Origin of the sequence: Peribacillus frigoritolerans, from assembly GCF_040250305.1 — a bacterium.
GTDB lineage: Bacteria > Bacillota > Bacilli > Bacillales > DSM-1321 > Peribacillus.
In genome coordinates, this window is record NZ_CP158190.1 from 973613 (window position 1) to 987870 (window position 14258).

The 14258-nt window shown below is 42.1% G+C and carries 12 protein-coding genes, 1 pseudogene and 1 other annotated feature; of the genes and pseudogenes, 8 read left to right on the plus strand and 5 right to left on the minus strand.

The annotated features are described in order from the left end of the window. Window positions 1-36: 36 nt before the first annotated feature. Both ABOA58_RS04845 and argS read left to right on the plus strand, forming a co-directional pair. Window positions 37-582, plus strand: coding sequence for a response regulator (locus tag ABOA58_RS04845; RefSeq protein ID WP_350301441.1), 546 nt, complete (start codon window positions 37-39; stop codon window positions 580-582). A gap of 65 nt (window positions 583-647) precedes the next feature. After that, window positions 648-866 (plus strand) — a binding site (T-box leader). Window positions 867-899: 33 nt separating this feature from the next. Then, window positions 900-2579 (plus strand): arginine--tRNA ligase, encoded by a 1680-nt coding sequence (argS, locus tag ABOA58_RS04850; protein WP_434547762.1) that lies wholly within the window; start codon window positions 900-902, stop codon window positions 2577-2579. Between the two features lie 51 nt (window positions 2580-2630). Here the strand turns inward: argS and ABOA58_RS04855 are convergent, their stop codons facing one another. After that, on the minus strand, window positions 2631-3047 hold the full coding sequence (locus ABOA58_RS04855) for an SET domain-containing protein (RefSeq protein ID WP_434547784.1): 417 nt from the start codon (window positions 3045-3047) through the stop codon (window positions 2631-2633). Between the two features lie 12 nt (window positions 3048-3059). Then, a pseudogene (locus tag ABOA58_RS04860) lies at window positions 3060-4139 on the minus strand (CotH kinase family protein); the annotation flags it as partial. A gap of 172 nt (window positions 4140-4311) precedes the next feature. Between ABOA58_RS04860 and ABOA58_RS04865 the strand changes: the two are divergent. After that, complete coding sequence (locus ABOA58_RS04865) at window positions 4312-4629, plus strand: hypothetical protein (protein WP_350301443.1); 318 nt, start codon at window positions 4312-4314, stop codon at window positions 4627-4629. Window positions 4630-4825: 196 nt separating this feature from the next. Here the strand turns inward: ABOA58_RS04865 and ABOA58_RS04870 are convergent, their stop codons facing one another. Next, entirely contained in the window at window positions 4826-6007 is a 1182-nt protein-coding gene (locus ABOA58_RS04870; protein WP_350301444.1) for an NAD(P)/FAD-dependent oxidoreductase, read from the minus strand. Window positions 6008-6046: 39 nt separating this feature from the next. Continuing rightward, window positions 6047-6478 (minus strand): DUF1641 domain-containing protein, encoded by a 432-nt coding sequence (locus ABOA58_RS04875; protein ID WP_101224421.1) that lies wholly within the window; start codon window positions 6476-6478, stop codon window positions 6047-6049. 321 nt (window positions 6479-6799) lie between these two features. Here ABOA58_RS04875 and ABOA58_RS04880 point away from each other — a divergent pair, with 321 nt between their 5' ends. From ABOA58_RS04880 to ABOA58_RS04890, 3 genes are all read left to right on the plus strand, one after another. Continuing rightward, window positions 6800-6970 carry a hypothetical protein gene (locus ABOA58_RS04880; RefSeq protein WP_170971679.1) on the plus strand — a complete coding sequence of 57 codons (171 nt, stop codon included), beginning with the start codon at window positions 6800-6802 and terminating at the stop codon, window positions 6968-6970. Between the two features lie 457 nt (window positions 6971-7427). Then, entirely contained in the window at window positions 7428-9467 is a 2040-nt protein-coding gene (locus ABOA58_RS04885) for a hydantoinase/oxoprolinase family protein (RefSeq protein WP_350301445.1), read from the plus strand. Between the two features lie 16 nt (window positions 9468-9483). Next, complete coding sequence (locus tag ABOA58_RS04890; protein ID WP_350301446.1) at window positions 9484-11466, plus strand: hydantoinase B/oxoprolinase family protein; 1983 nt, start codon at window positions 9484-9486, stop codon at window positions 11464-11466. Window positions 11467-11653: 187 nt separating this feature from the next. Here the strand turns inward: ABOA58_RS04890 and ABOA58_RS04895 are convergent, their stop codons facing one another. Next, window positions 11654-12238: a DJ-1/PfpI family protein gene (locus ABOA58_RS04895; RefSeq protein WP_350301447.1), complete on the minus strand. Its 585-nt coding sequence runs from the start codon at window positions 12236-12238 to the stop codon at window positions 11654-11656. Window positions 12239-12387: 149 nt separating this feature from the next. Between ABOA58_RS04895 and ABOA58_RS04900 the strand changes: the two genes are divergently transcribed. Together ABOA58_RS04900 and ABOA58_RS04905 are read left to right on the plus strand one after the other, a co-directional pair. Beyond that, window positions 12388-12819 (plus strand): Lrp/AsnC family transcriptional regulator, encoded by a 432-nt coding sequence (locus ABOA58_RS04900; RefSeq protein ID WP_350301448.1) that lies wholly within the window; start codon window positions 12388-12390, stop codon window positions 12817-12819. Between the two features lie 126 nt (window positions 12820-12945). Continuing rightward, a complete protein-coding gene (locus tag ABOA58_RS04905) occupies window positions 12946-13773 on the plus strand; it encodes an STAS domain-containing protein (RefSeq protein WP_350301449.1) in 828 nt (275 codons plus the stop codon). Window positions 13774-14258 lie beyond the last annotated feature (485 nt).

Genomic DNA, 14258 nt, shown 5'->3' on the forward strand with positions numbered 1-14258 from the left:
TTCATATAAGGAACTCGATAAAGGAGAGAACTTAAAATGATTCGAATTGTCATTGCAGAGAATCAGCAAATGCTGTTAGAGGCAATAAGTTCTCTACTCAATCTTGAAGAAGATATAGAAATTGTCGGGCAAGCGGGTAATGGAGAAGAAGCGGTGGCTCTTGTACACCAATTACAGCCTGATGTGTGTATCATGGATATGGAGATGCCTGTAATGAGCGGACTTGAGGCAGCAGAAGCATTAAGGTCAATTGAATGTAAAGTGGTCATTTTAACGACATTCCGAAGGACTGGTTATTTTCAACTCGCAATAAAGGCTAATGTAAGTGGTTATTTATTGAAGGATAGCCCGGGTGAAGAGTTAGCTTGCTCGATTCGCAGCATAATGGATGGCAAGCGAATATATTCCCCAGATCTTATAGATGAGTCTTCCAGCAATAATGGCCGGGATATGGGAGTGTTAGGTTTGTTAGCCGATGGTCAATCAAAAATTGAGCCGTCTAATCAGCAAAGCGGCACAATTGGGACAGTAAGGAAATATTTTTCCACCATCAAGGATAAAATGAAGTTACCGGCAGGTTAGATTTGTTACTTAATTCTGTTGACACGTTTTTTTAAATTGTGTACGATGGATTAAATTATAATATTGAAAATTCTGTGATGAAGAGAGTAGTTCATTTTGAAATGGAAAGCGAGTTAGGGATGGTGGGAGCCTAATGCAGGACGGATGAATGAAGCGCACTTTGGAGAAATTTCTTGAACCGTTTAGTAGGGAATATCGGGGAGTCACCTCGTTAACAATGGAAAGTGGTCACAATTTGTGGCAACTAGAGTGGTACCACGGGAATTCATGCTCTCGTCTCTTATTTAGAGGCGGGGGCTTTTTTGTTTAGGAGGAAAATGACGATGAATAAACCAATTGCAGAATTGATTTCAACTGCTTTGAACAATGAATTGCCAGCAAGTGAAATAGAAAAATTAATGGAAAAGCCAAAATTGATGGATTTAGGTGATGTTGCCTTTCCATGCTTTACTCTTGCGAAAAAATTCAAAAAGTCGCCTCAGGTGATTGCGTCTGAAATAGCCCAACAATTAAATAGCAAGTTGATCCAAGAAGTGAACGTTGTGGGTGGTTATCTGAATATCTTCGTCAATCAACAGCTGGTGACGGAAAACGTGCTGCAAACGGTATTAAGTGAAAAGGATCAGTATGGTTCGATGCAGCCTGTACAGGAAAATGTCGTGATTGATTATTCCTCCCCGAATATTGCCAAACCTTTTTCCATGGGGCACTTACGCTCAACGGTCATAGGGAATGCACTGGCTAACATCGCCGAAAAGAATGGCTACAATGCCGTGCGTATTAATCATTTAGGAGATTGGGGCACGCAATTCGGCAAGTTGATTGTCGCGTATAAGCTGTGGGGCGACAAAGAGGCAATCGAAGCTTCGCCGATTCAGGAATTATTGAAGATCTATGTGAAGTTCCATGATAGAGCCGAAAGTGATGAATCGTTGAATGAACAAGCACGCTCAAGCTTCAAGTCGCTTGAAGATGGGGACGAGGAAGCACTGGCATTGTGGAAATGGTTCAGGGATGCGTCTCTAAAAGAGTTTGAGACGATTTATGATTTATTGGGCATCCGTTTTGATTCCTATGCCGGCGAAGCGTTTTACAATGATAAAATGGATGCGGTTGTCGGGGAACTAAAAGAAAAAGGCTTACTTACCCTATCCGAAGGTGCCTATGTCGTGCAATTGGAAGATATGCCGCCTTGTTTGATTACGAAAACGGATGGTGCGACACTTTATGCCACGCGTGATTTAGCTGCCGCCATGTATCGTAAAAAACAGTATGAGGCGAAGAAAACATTTTATGTTGTCGGAAACGAACAATCCTTGCACTTTAAACAACTCTTTAACGTCATTGAAAAAATGGGGTATGAATGGGCAAAGGATTTGCAGCACGTAGCATTTGGCATGATGTTAAAAGACGGTAAGAAAATGTCGACACGTAAAGGGAAAGTCGTGCTCCTTGCGGATGTATTGGCAGAGGCGATCGAAACTGCGAAGCGCAATATTGAAGAAAAAAATCAAGCGCTTGAACAGAAAGAACTGGTTGCAAGACAGGTCGGTGTCGGAGCGGTAATTTTTAATGATTTAAAAAATAACCGCATGAACGATATTGATTTTTCATTAGAGCAAATGATGAATTTTGAGGGAGAAACGGGTCCATATGTACAGTACACATATGCGCGAATTTCCTCATTGCTTGAAAAAGGTGAATTTAACGAGCAGGCCATCACTTTTGACGCTTTAGGTGAATATGCGTGGCCAGTCATCCAGCTGCTGGAGCAATATCCGAGCATTGTCCAAAAATCGTTTGAACAAGCCGACCCATCACAAATCGCGAAATTCAGCTTGCATTTATCGCGTGCATTCAATAAGTATTATGCACATACAAAGATCCTAGTTGAAGATGAATGGAAACAAATGAAACTCTCATTCGCTTTTTCCGTAGCGATTGTATTGAAGGATGCGCTAAGTTTATTGGGAATTTCCGCGCCGAAAAAAATGTAAAGGTAAAAGAAAGAATCCATTTTGAACTTTCAAAATGGATTCTTTAAAATCTTATTCGATGACATCGAACCATAAGGGAGATTTATCATCAATTTCACCGTTGTAATTGATCGTGATTTCTTCGCCAGCCTTTATGTCTTTATATGCATAAAAGTCTATCGTTAAATCATCTAAATTATTATCATACGTCGCATTCGGAGTGTATGAATGATTGAATAGCGATCCATTTCCCAATGCAATGGCCGTTTCATCGTCATCTCCCCAATAGAAACAGTGATGAAAGAGTGACGTTTTCTTTAAATATTTCCATTCGCTTTTCGGTGAAATGATGACAGGTGATGCCTCGATGAGTTCATCCTTTTTAATATCCCTTACCGCATATATTCCCCTGCCATATTTCCCCGTATTTTTAATACAGATTGGTGATACGGCCTCAATTGCTTTTTTCCAGTCCTGCTTGGCTTTCAGTTTTGTTTCGTCTAGGTCACCAAGATGCTTATTTAAGTAATCACTGCGATTGCGAATGAATTCGAAGATGAATTCCGGCTCCTTGTCAAATATATCCAATTTATTCTTTTTATATGGATCAAGAAGGATGTGAGGACGTATCGCCTGGTGCAGCGATAATACTTTATTTTCCATGTGATTCACAGTAAATGTGGTTTCCAATTGTTCAACCAAGAGGTCTTTGTAGAACTTACGGTATTCCGGAACCTGCAAGAGTAGATGACTAAGGTGATTTGTCCTTTTTCCTCCAATAGGGACATATGTGTGCTCCATGATCCCGCCACTGACCTTGCGTCCCCAAGTGGCATCATAATCCCAAGGAATGATTTCAAATAAGTTTGTTTCACTATTGCGATATAATGCATAGTTATGAGTGAAACCGTCGTTATTCATAGTACATACAGCTCCAGCCAGCCAGCGTAAGTATTTATGGATATCAAGATGCTGCGAGACTTCTTCAGGAAATTTGGCAAGCGGGGTGGTATTGATTTTTCTGATCAATTCAATAAGGTATTCATCGTCGGACGGTTTTCCAAACGCTTGTTTATAGCCTGATACAAGGGATTCTTTTAGTTTCCCATCCCTTTCCAATGAAAAGTTGGCACTATTGTTGACTGCATAATAAATGGGACCGGCAGGAAGTCCTCTTTTTTCCAAAAAGAATTCATCAACGGACTCCAGTTGTAAATATACCCCTTTACAAGAGCCGTTACGGTATAAGTCAATATGCTGGCTATGGGGGGAAAGAATTCCAAGGTCTTGGAAGTAATCGAGTGAGAGTTTATTGCGAATGAGGGAAGGATCTTTGTATTCGGCATTGAGATGGATTTTGTGGGCGCCAAAGAATTTTTCTGGCTCGATGAAATCAATCCAATAGGATCTTTTCCTGAATTTTCGGGTATAAGAGCCCCGATAGGCAATATCGATATCATAAATGTCGTTTTCCACTTTCAAATAGGCGGGAATGGGGTCATTACTCCATACGTCCGCTCGTAAATCTTCTAGATCTTCTTCTTCAATCATTAAGAAATAAGATGGAATATGATAAGGCATACACTCACCTTCCTTTCTTGAAGATGTATTATGGTCAAGCGCAAACATGTAATGTATGAAAAAATTCAACTTAATCAACCAGAGATTGATTAAGTTGAAGCATCTAAGAATTAACTACTATCTTCTTCTTTTTTTCTTTCCACATCCAGTGGAAGTACTTGAAGTAGTTGTGGTGCCAGTAGTTGTGGTGCCAGTAGTTGTGGTGCAAGTAGTTGTGGTGCCAGTAGTTGTGGTGCCAGTGGTTGTGGTGCCAGTAGATGTGCAGCCAGTGGACTTGCTACCAGTGGATTTGCTACCAGTGGATTTGCTTCCAGTGGATTTGCTACCAGTGGACTTGCAGCCCTTGGACTTGCTTCCATTGGACTTGCTTCCATTGGACTTGCTTCCATTGGATGAGCTACAGCTGCTGCCAGATGAACCGCCTTTTCCTTTTTTTCCTTTTTTTCCTTTCGGCATAAAGACCCCTCCTTTAATAAGGTTAATTACATGATATGCAGAATGGTACAAACTTGAACGTTGGTTAACGACAAACGGGCTAATAAAAATGGCGGAGAGTAAAATAGTAATGTAGAGTTATGGCAGGACAATTCAATTAGGGTGTCCGCCTTTTCTGAAATGAAAAATGCCCCTTACTCCCAAATGGGAATAAAGGGCATGTACCGTGAACATGTCACGGCGATCATGAATTAATAAGCCAAGCTGAATAGGGCTTTAATGTGTGATAGATAGCGAACATTACTTGCTTCTTTCATCAATGTAGCCGGAAGACCTTTAAGTGATGTGTTATTGGCCCCAACTGTTGCCACCGCATCCTTACGGCCAAGGCTCGCAAGTGTACCTGAGTTTACAGGTGAAAATGCTTCAAGTTTCTTGCCTTCAAAGGCTGCAAATAGGTTGTAACCAACAAGCTCACCCATTTGCCAAGCATTTTGAGCAGTAGGTGCGTATGGACGGCCGCCTTCTGGAGGGAAAGCAACGGCACTGTCTCCGACAACGAATACGTCTTTATGGGATTTGGATTGCAAATACTCATTAACGGTTGCTTTGCCGCGGTCCACTTCAAGGCCTGATTCGCCTACGACAGGAAGAGCCGCAACTCCACCTGTCCAAACAAGCGTATTGGCCGTTATCGTTTGTCCATCTTTCAATTCGATTTGATTGCCTTTAACACCCGTTACAGGCAGACCTGTCAAGAACTCAACGCCGCGTGCTTCCAAGCTTGTCATCGCACGTTCGATTAAGTGGTCAGGCAGGACCGGAAGGATTTTTGGACCAGCTTCCACAAGCTTGATTTTCAAGTCCTTGAAGTCCACTCCGAACTTTTTAGCGATTTTAGGGAAGTGATCCACGATTTCACCGATTAGCTCGACGCCCGTCAATCCGCCGCCGCCGATCACGATGGTTGCGTCCGCTTCATTATTTGTTTGTGCATATTCGCGAATGCGATCTTCGATATGTTTGTAGATCTTGTTTGCATCATTTACGGATTTCAAGACCATGCTGTTTTCCTCAAGTCCCGGAATGCCGAAGAATCCTGTTTGGCTTCCCAAAGCAACGACCAGGGCATCATAAGATAAAGTGGAACCATTGGCAAGTTTCACTTCTTTGTTATCGACTGAGAAAGACTCCACTTTGGAAATGACAAGGTCGATATCTTTTCCTTTGAAAAGCTTTTCCAACGGAATGGAAACGGCTTGTTCGGAAATGGATCCGCCTGCAAGACGGTGCAATTCGGTGATGATTTGGTGCGTTGGAAATTGGTTCACCACTGTAACCTGCACTTCATCTCTTTTGTAATATTCACGTACGGATAAGGCAGATAGCAATCCAGCGTAACCCGCACCTAAGATGACGATTTGTTTTGACATAGTTAATCCCCCGTCCTTACTGATTGAAAGTTTATCAAATTATTTTTGGTTTTTACGTTCTGAAGAGACTTCAAGAAAAGCTTGGGCGAAACGGAAAAGCTTTTGTGCTTGCGGATCTTTCATCATTCTTAACAGACCAAAAAGACCGATCACATCAGTATTCGCTTCTGCACGATCCTTAGCTTCAATGGCATTAGCCGCAAGCCCTTTCACTGAGCCCACTACAGGTGTAGCGATCTCCGAAATGGCGCTGACCGTATCATTTTTCAAAACATCATCAGTCGCAACCGATTGAGCGAAATCATAAGACTTTGTTAAAATATTCACTAACTCAGTCAGTTTTGGTAACTGCTCAACTAAAGTGTTCAATGATTCCTGAACCTCAGGCTTTAATAATTGGTCCAGTACATCTAATTGTTTTTGGCGGGCATTAAGTTGTTCAGTTTGTGATTGGGTAATCGTTTCTGACATATCCAATTCTCCTTTGCAATAAGCATTTTGTTGATGTAAATAGAAAAACTTGTAAAATATTACACAATGTGTGACAAGAAAAAATACTAACAAAAATGTAATAAATGCTATCCTATAGTATATCCCTTTAGTGGCTTGAAAACAGCTGATTTTTTAAAAAAGATTCATAAAATAATCTTTTCCTGCTTATTTTAAGTACAGATTCTAATGGGATATCCCAGCATTTACCTAAAATGAACTTTAAGAGGGTGTCTAACATCGAAGTCTGTCATACATATTTCCATCTTGATTTGCCATCCTAAATGATGGAGGTGAAAAAATGTGACTGATTCAGAATCTAAACTTACAGAAGAGAATAATGATAAGAAGCTTCATAAACTGGTTGGCAGTATGGAATATACAAAAGCACAACTATCGGAAGGTATGAATGGAATTTCTGAAGTTTACCTCAAAAACAGTGAGGAAGGCACATCGGAAACACCTGATAAATAATATATTGTGTAAGCATAGCGAAAAAGTTATGCTTACTTATTTTTGTAATAAATCCCACTCTTATTTCTTAAACTACAGTTGTTTAAATATTCTAAAAATACACTTGACTTTATCATGAATTGACGTAAGATAAAGTATATAGCCATAGTGTAAACAAGTAGAAATTCTACTCTGCCATCGCCTAAAATGGACTCGGTGACTTAAAAGATGAATCTATAAATAACTGTCGAATCTAATAGACTTCGCCGCCCAGCGAAGCTAAACCTAGATCAAAAACCAGTTATATCAATTATTTCTTATTGATATGACTGGTTTTTTTTTTTCATCATTCATCTTGTTCCGTTTTTGGCCTAAGAAAATCCAGCGGATGGCTGATACTCTTTCACACATTTCTATTAATCGGTGCAATGGGCGCAAGGCAAAGTATTTTAAATCTTGTAGCAGGGGTGGGAGTTATATGATAGGTACGAAGCAAACTAGGCTGGCAATTGATGTAGGCGGAACTTTTACGGATGTGTTCGTTTTTGATGAAAGTACGAAGGAAATTTCAATTACGAAAACGTCGTCGACTCCTTTGAATCCAGAGATCGGTATTTTGGATGGAATTGCGAAAGCGGAAATAGATTGTGAAAATATTAAAGTTTTTTCCCATGGTACAACAGTGGGCACCAATGCCTTGATTGAAAGGAAATTGCCAAAGACAGCATTGATTACATCCGCTGGCTTTCGGGATGTATCGGAAATCCGCCGAGGAACCAAGCTTGAGTTATGGGATACATATGATGATGTAGCCAAACCGTATATCCAAAGAAGAGACCGTTTTGAAGTGGAAGAACGCATCGACTTTGCAGGGAATGTCTTGACGGAAATCAATGAAGAGGAAGTACGGTCACTGGCAAGGAAATTAAAAAGACGCGGTACCGAATCCATTGCGGTTTGCTTCATGAACGCATATGTAAATGGAAGCAATGAGGCGAAAGTGAAACGAATCATCCAGGAGGAACTCCCGGATGTTTATATATGCATTTCAAGTGAAGTCCTTCCTGAGATTTTTGAGCATGAGCGCATGAGTACGACGATCGTCAATGCGGTTTTAGGACCTACTGTCAGCAACTATATTAAAACCCTTGAAGGTGAAATGACTAAACGGGGATATGAAGATGACATATTAGTGCTTCACTCCGGCGGAGGGGTAATGACATCCCAAACCGTTCCCCGTTATGCAGCAAGACTTGCAAGCTCCGGCATCGCTGCAGGTGCGATTGCCAGTAAACATATCGCCCAGCTTTGCGGCTTTAATAATGCCATTGGGCTGGATATGGGGGGAACAAGCACCGATATTTCCTTGATGCATGAAGGTGATTTACGAATTACGAAAGATTGGTATATCGAGTATGGATATCCGATAGGGTTCCCAAGCATTGAAATCTTGACGATAGGAGCAGGAGGCGGAAGTTTAGCTTGGGTGGATGAAGGCGGTTCTTTACGCAATGGCCCTCAAAGTGCAGGGGCGGTTCCTGGACCTGCTTGCTATAGCAGGGGCGGAGTGGAACCGACCAATTCCGATGCCAATATTGTCTTGGGACGACTTGGCACCAAACTATTGGATGGACAAATGGAACTGGATAAACAAAAAGCGATTGAAGTCGTGGATAAGATCGCCAAGAAATTTGATTATACGATTGAAGAAGCGGCGAACGCCATCACACGGGTGGCCAATGCCAATATGTGTGATGCCCTAAGGCTGATTTCAGTCAGACGGGGATACGACCCGCGCGACTTTGCACTTGTGGCTTTCGGAGGGGCTGGGCCCTTGCATGGAGCGTACTTGGCCAAGGAAATGGAAATCCCGACCGTCATCATCCCGCCGCATCCGGGTGTAGCCGCCGCAATGGGATGCCTGTTGGTCGATGTTCGTCATGATATCTCCAAAACCTATGTCAAGAACGTCAAGGATGTATCGTTAAAGGATTTAGAGAAGGAATTCATCGGAATGGAAAAAGAGGCCGCGGAGTTATTGCAAGAAGAAGGGGTCGCTAAAGAAGCTTCCACATTGATGAGATATATTGACATGAGGTATATGGGACAGTGGCGTTCATTGGCGATAGAAGTCGATTGCCCGATTTCTTCTTTGGAAGAGACCCTTGACCGTTTCCATCAAGAGCATGAACGCGAATTTTCTTTCTCCGATAAAGAACAGACCGTGGAAATTTACGGACTGCTCGTTACGGCTATCGGAACTGTGCCAAAACCTGAATTCCCGACTTATGAACCTGGAGGCACACTTGCAGATGCCTTGAAGGAAACGCGTGATGTCTATTTTGAAGAAGAGGGATATGTAAATACGAACGTCTATAACCGGGAACTCATTCCGGCCTTTTCAGAAATCACGGGCCCTGCCATAGTGGATCAGCTTGATACAACGACTGTCATACCACCAAATTTCACGGCAAAAGTTGATAAATACAGAAACTTGATTCTTTCCCAAAATAAATAAAAAGAGGTGGATTTCATTGTCGAATAAACAGTTAGTTGGCCAATCTGGAGTTGGAACAGGCTTAGATCCGGTGACATTTGAAGTGATAAAAAATGGCTTCGTTAACCTTGTAGATCAGATGGCGGAACAAATCCTTCGGACATGCTATTCCTTCGTCATTTATAATCGGGATTTCAGCTGTGCTCTTTGTGATGCAGAAGGAAATACAGTCATGCAAGGGACGCAGGATATTTCGGTCCATGTAGGTACATTGCATCTAACGGCAAAGGCGGTAATAGAGGACTTCAAGGGTGATATCCATCCTGGGGACGTATTCTTGGTCAATGACCCGTATCGAGGCGGCACTCATTTCAATGACACACGGGTCCTCTTGCCTGTCTTCCATGAGAACAAGCTCATTGCGTTCATGCAGACGAATGGACACTGGGCCGACATGGGGGGATCGACACCTGGCTCCTTTGATATCAATGCCAAGGAACATTTCGGCGAGGGGGTAAGGATTCCGCCGCTTAGGATTTATAGTAAAGGAACATTTTTAAAAGATGTGGTCAATGTACTCGCTTTGAACATGCGCGTCCCTGAAGAACGTGTCGGCGATTTGCGTGCTCAAGTGGAAGCGGCCAAAGTAGGGGAGCGCCAGTTGTTTGCCATCATCGAGAAGTATGGAATCGATACGACTTTGTCCGCCTTTTCGGAAGTGCAGAATTATGTGGAGCGCCTGGCCAGGGCCAAGGTTGCTGCTTTACCGAATGGAACCTGGGAGACCGTTGATTATATTGATATGGACCCGGAAGCCGGAGACGGTCTGATTCCAATCCGAGTTAAGATGACCATCACGGATGACGAGATCCTTTATGATCTTTCTGGATCGCATTCTTATATCGGCTGCTTTTTGAATGCCGGTTTCGGAGCATCTTTATCAGCGGCATACTCAGGAACCAAGACATTCTTTCCTGAAATACCCCTGAACTCAGGCTTTTACAGAGTGGTGAAAATCGAACTGCCGGAAAACTCCGTAGTCAATGCCCCGGCACCGATTGCCGTAACCGGTTTTTGTTCAGGGGCCTATGAAAAAATCATGAGTGCGTGCTTCGAACTCTGGTCCAACATCATGCCGGAAAGAGCGATCGCATGCTCATTTAACCTGGAGTATTTACTTATCGGCGGTTGGGATCAACGCCAGGAGCAGGATAAATACTTCATGTGGTACGACTGGATGGCAGGCGGTCATGGAGGCCGCTATGATCGGGACGGTGTGAACGCCACTTCGCCGACATTCGGTTTGGGACTCAGCGTACAGCCATGCGAAGGACAAGAGAGATTGTCGCCAGTCGTGACGATGAAGCATGAAATCATTACCGACTCTGCCGGACCGGGTAAATACCGCGGCGGTTGCGGTGTAGAAAAGGGCGGTACACTCACCAATGTCAAAAACACGGTCATGTCCTATTGCTGTGACCGTTCCCGTTCAATAACATGGGGGATTTTTGGAGGGCTTCCTTCTTCCCCTCATGGAGCATGGCTGAATCCGGGCAAGGAAGACGAACGATATTTAGGTGCGATTTTCTCAAATGTAAAAGTACAGCAAGGGGATTCCTTTGTGCGTCCATCCGCTGGGGGCGGGGGACTGGGAGATCCGCTTGAAAGAAGTCCCGAAGATGTTTTGGAAGATGTTATCGATGAGTATGTTTCAATTGAGCGAGCTAAAAAAGATTATGGAGTCGTGATCAAGGAAATCGATAAAGATCTCGATTTATTCGAAATAGATCTTGAAGCAACGAAACAAGCTAGGGCTTATATCAGAAACAACCGCAAACAATGGCTTGAGGAAAACATACAAAGCGTGGAAGATAAATTCGCCAAGGGCGAGCTGGATAGTCTCGATGTCATTCGCCAGTATGGTGTCATCATCGATTATGCAACGAATAAAGTCCTGCCAGAATCAACAAAACAGTTCCGTGAATCCATGAAAACCCGTTCATTGGCTTATTGGAAGTAACGTGAAAATCATTAGGGAACCTTAGACTGCAGACGAACTCGTCGAAAACGAGTTTGCCTGCAGTTTTTTCCTTTAAAAAAGGTTCAGTTGATTTCAGAAATCCGCTCCCTTTCCGCCGAATGCCTGCGGAAAGCGAGTGTCTGGAGCGGAAATCACCATCCAAATTGTATAGGTTCCGAAGACATTCTTAATGGAAACCCATCAATTCCTTTACATGTTTACAATTATCTTTTGAAGTGAGCATTTCCAAGAGCGTAAAGGCAACATCGAATGCTGTGGAAGGATTGTAGGATGTAATGATATTGTCCGTGACGACAATCGGTTCATTCACCACAATCGCACCATAATCTTTTAGCTGGCCCTGTCTCTTACTGGTTGGATGGTTGTACGTAGTGGCCTTTCTTCCGTTCAAAATCCCGCTTTTTCCTAGTGGGAGAGAACCTACACAAATGGTTGCTATGATTTTGTTCTTATTATGAAAATAATTGATTACATCAAGAAACCTTTGATCATAGGCATCCTCATAGAAACCGGCTTCTTCAAAACCTCCTGGAATGGCCAAAGCATCGAAGTCATCAAGGTTCACTTCATCGATCGTCAATTCGGGCTTCACGATGAAATTCCATGTGCATTTCAATTGTTCATGTAGTCCAACGGTAACCAGATCAGTGGTACCATCACCCTCTAATTTATTCCAGCCCAATACATCTGTAAACACACTCGCTTCAACCGCTTCGAATCCATTGGATAGCAGCAGCAATACTTTTTTCATAGCAGAAACCCCCTTATATATATTGTGTTAATTATATAAAAAGCAAATTTCCTGATACATACGATTAATTACGTAATCATTCCTTTTCTATTTATTTTATAATGTATTTGAAAGGAATCAGTTAATAATAAAAAGTAGGGGTGATTGAATTGGATCGAACGGATAAAAAAATACTTTCCTTACTGGAGAATAATGGTCGAATGTCCATGAAAGAACTGGCACATGAAGTTTCCTTAACGGCTCCAGCAACGAAAGAACGTGTGAATAAATTAGAGGAAAGCGGAGTGATAAAAGGTTATAAAACGGAAATATCCCTTGAAAAACTTGATAGAAGCATAACGGCATTCATATTATTCGAAACGGATCGATGCAAAGACTTTTATCAATTCAGCTTGAGCCATCCGGAAGTTTTGGAATGCCACCGGTTAGCCGGTCAATACAGTTATCTTATTAAAATAAGTACATTTTCCATGGAAACGCTGGAAGACTTCGTTGATGAAGCCATTAAATATGGGAAATCGTCCACCCATCTGATATTCTCTTCCGCATTGAAAAATGTTTTTTCAGGAGATGAGATGTAACCGGCTTAACCATTTACTTGCCACCTTTTTAATATATGATCAATTAGCAGGAAAAAACTCCACCAATATAGAAAGTAAATAGTAACAAAAATCACAGTTGGATATTCAAAAAGGGAGTGGAGAAGAGTGAGTTTTGTTTATGACGAAGATAAAATAATGGAATTCCTTTTGCAGAATAAAAGTGAGTTTGAAGAATATCTTTTATCAGCAGCAGTCAATGTCAGGGATAAAATCGAAGAAATTTTACTGATTGGAAATGTCGACCTTTTGAATAATGCACATAAGCTCATTCGATATATAGTGGAACAGAATGAAACGGATATGATTGCATTTGCCGAAAAAGAGGGAGTTACGTGGGCAACCCACTCCTTGACGCTTTCATTCAAGCTGGAATGGATTCAAGCCCTTCGCAGAACGCTTTGGACCTTTCTTTATAAGTTTGAACAAGATAAGAAAGCGTTTATTGAGGATTCCAAGGTCTTTTTTGAATTAGAGAAAAGAGTGAATGAAAGTGTTGATGTTTTTCTTAAATCCTTTTTCGTCAGTTACTCTGATTATAAAGACAAATTGATTCTCGCTCAGCAAAACTTGGTGGAAAATCTATCCGTCCCTATCATTCCCGTCACTTCCACCACCTGTGTCCTTCCGTTAATCGGGACAATCGATCATTCACGAATACAGATAATCGAAGAAAAAGTATTGATGGAGATAGGTAAACTGCGGATACAGACATTGATCTTGGATTTGTCCGGTATCATCGAAATAGAAGTTGAAATGATCGATGATCTGATGAAAATCCTCGATGGAACGGCAATGATGGGGTGTAAAGCTGTGGTGACTGGATTACGCCCAGAGGTTGTTACGAAAATGATCCGTTCAGGGATTCAGCTCGATAAAGCAGAAACAAAGGGTACACTGCAACAGGCTTTGAAGGACTATCTTGTAGTTACTTAAATCGTGAAGTGGGAGTCGCCATGTTTTGGTGACTTTTTTTTGTAGGTAATTTGGAATATTAAGGAAGTTTATTTACAGTTTTATCTTATTAAAATAAGTAAATGGAATGGGGAAAGGAAGCTCCGAACAGAACTGAATCTTGGTTCCAGAAATCAGCTCCCTTTACGCCGACTGACTGCCAAGCCCTCATCAAAGGAAGCATCAAGAGGGTCTCGTCTAGCCGGTTATCGGCAGGAGTGCCGATTTTTTTAATCATGGTTCGGGGTGAATCTATTCCGAACCCCAAATTGTTGATAAATTCAAGAAAATCCAGTTTTCCTACAGTTTTTTCTAAAAAAACATTCCATTTGATCTCCGTCGGAGACTTTATTCGACCGCTGCCGGAGTTATTCGACCTACCCGGCAGTTTATTCGACCTACCCGGCAGTATATTCGACCGCTGCCGGAGTTATTCGACCTGCCCGGCAGTTTATTCGACCGTTCAC

Coding starts and splice junctions, on each gene's coding strand:
- ABOA58_RS04845 (WP_350301441.1), top strand. CDS start 37: ATGATTCGAATTGTCATTGCAGAGAATCAGCAAATGCTGTTAGAGGCA.
- argS (WP_434547762.1), top strand. CDS start 900: ATGACGATGAATAAACCAATTGCAGAATTGATTTCAACTGCTTTGAAC.
- ABOA58_RS04885 (WP_350301445.1), top strand. CDS start 7,428: ATGATAGGTACGAAGCAAACTAGGCTGGCAATTGATGTAGGCGGAACT.
- ABOA58_RS04870 (WP_350301444.1), bottom strand. CDS start 6,007: ATGTCAAAACAAATCGTCATCTTAGGTGCGGGTTACGCTGGATTGCTA.
- ABOA58_RS04875 (WP_101224421.1), bottom strand. CDS start 6,478: ATGTCAGAAACGATTACCCAATCACAAACTGAACAACTTAATGCCCGC.
- ABOA58_RS04895 (WP_350301447.1), bottom strand. CDS start 12,238: ATGAAAAAAGTATTGCTGCTGCTATCCAATGGATTCGAAGCGGTTGAA.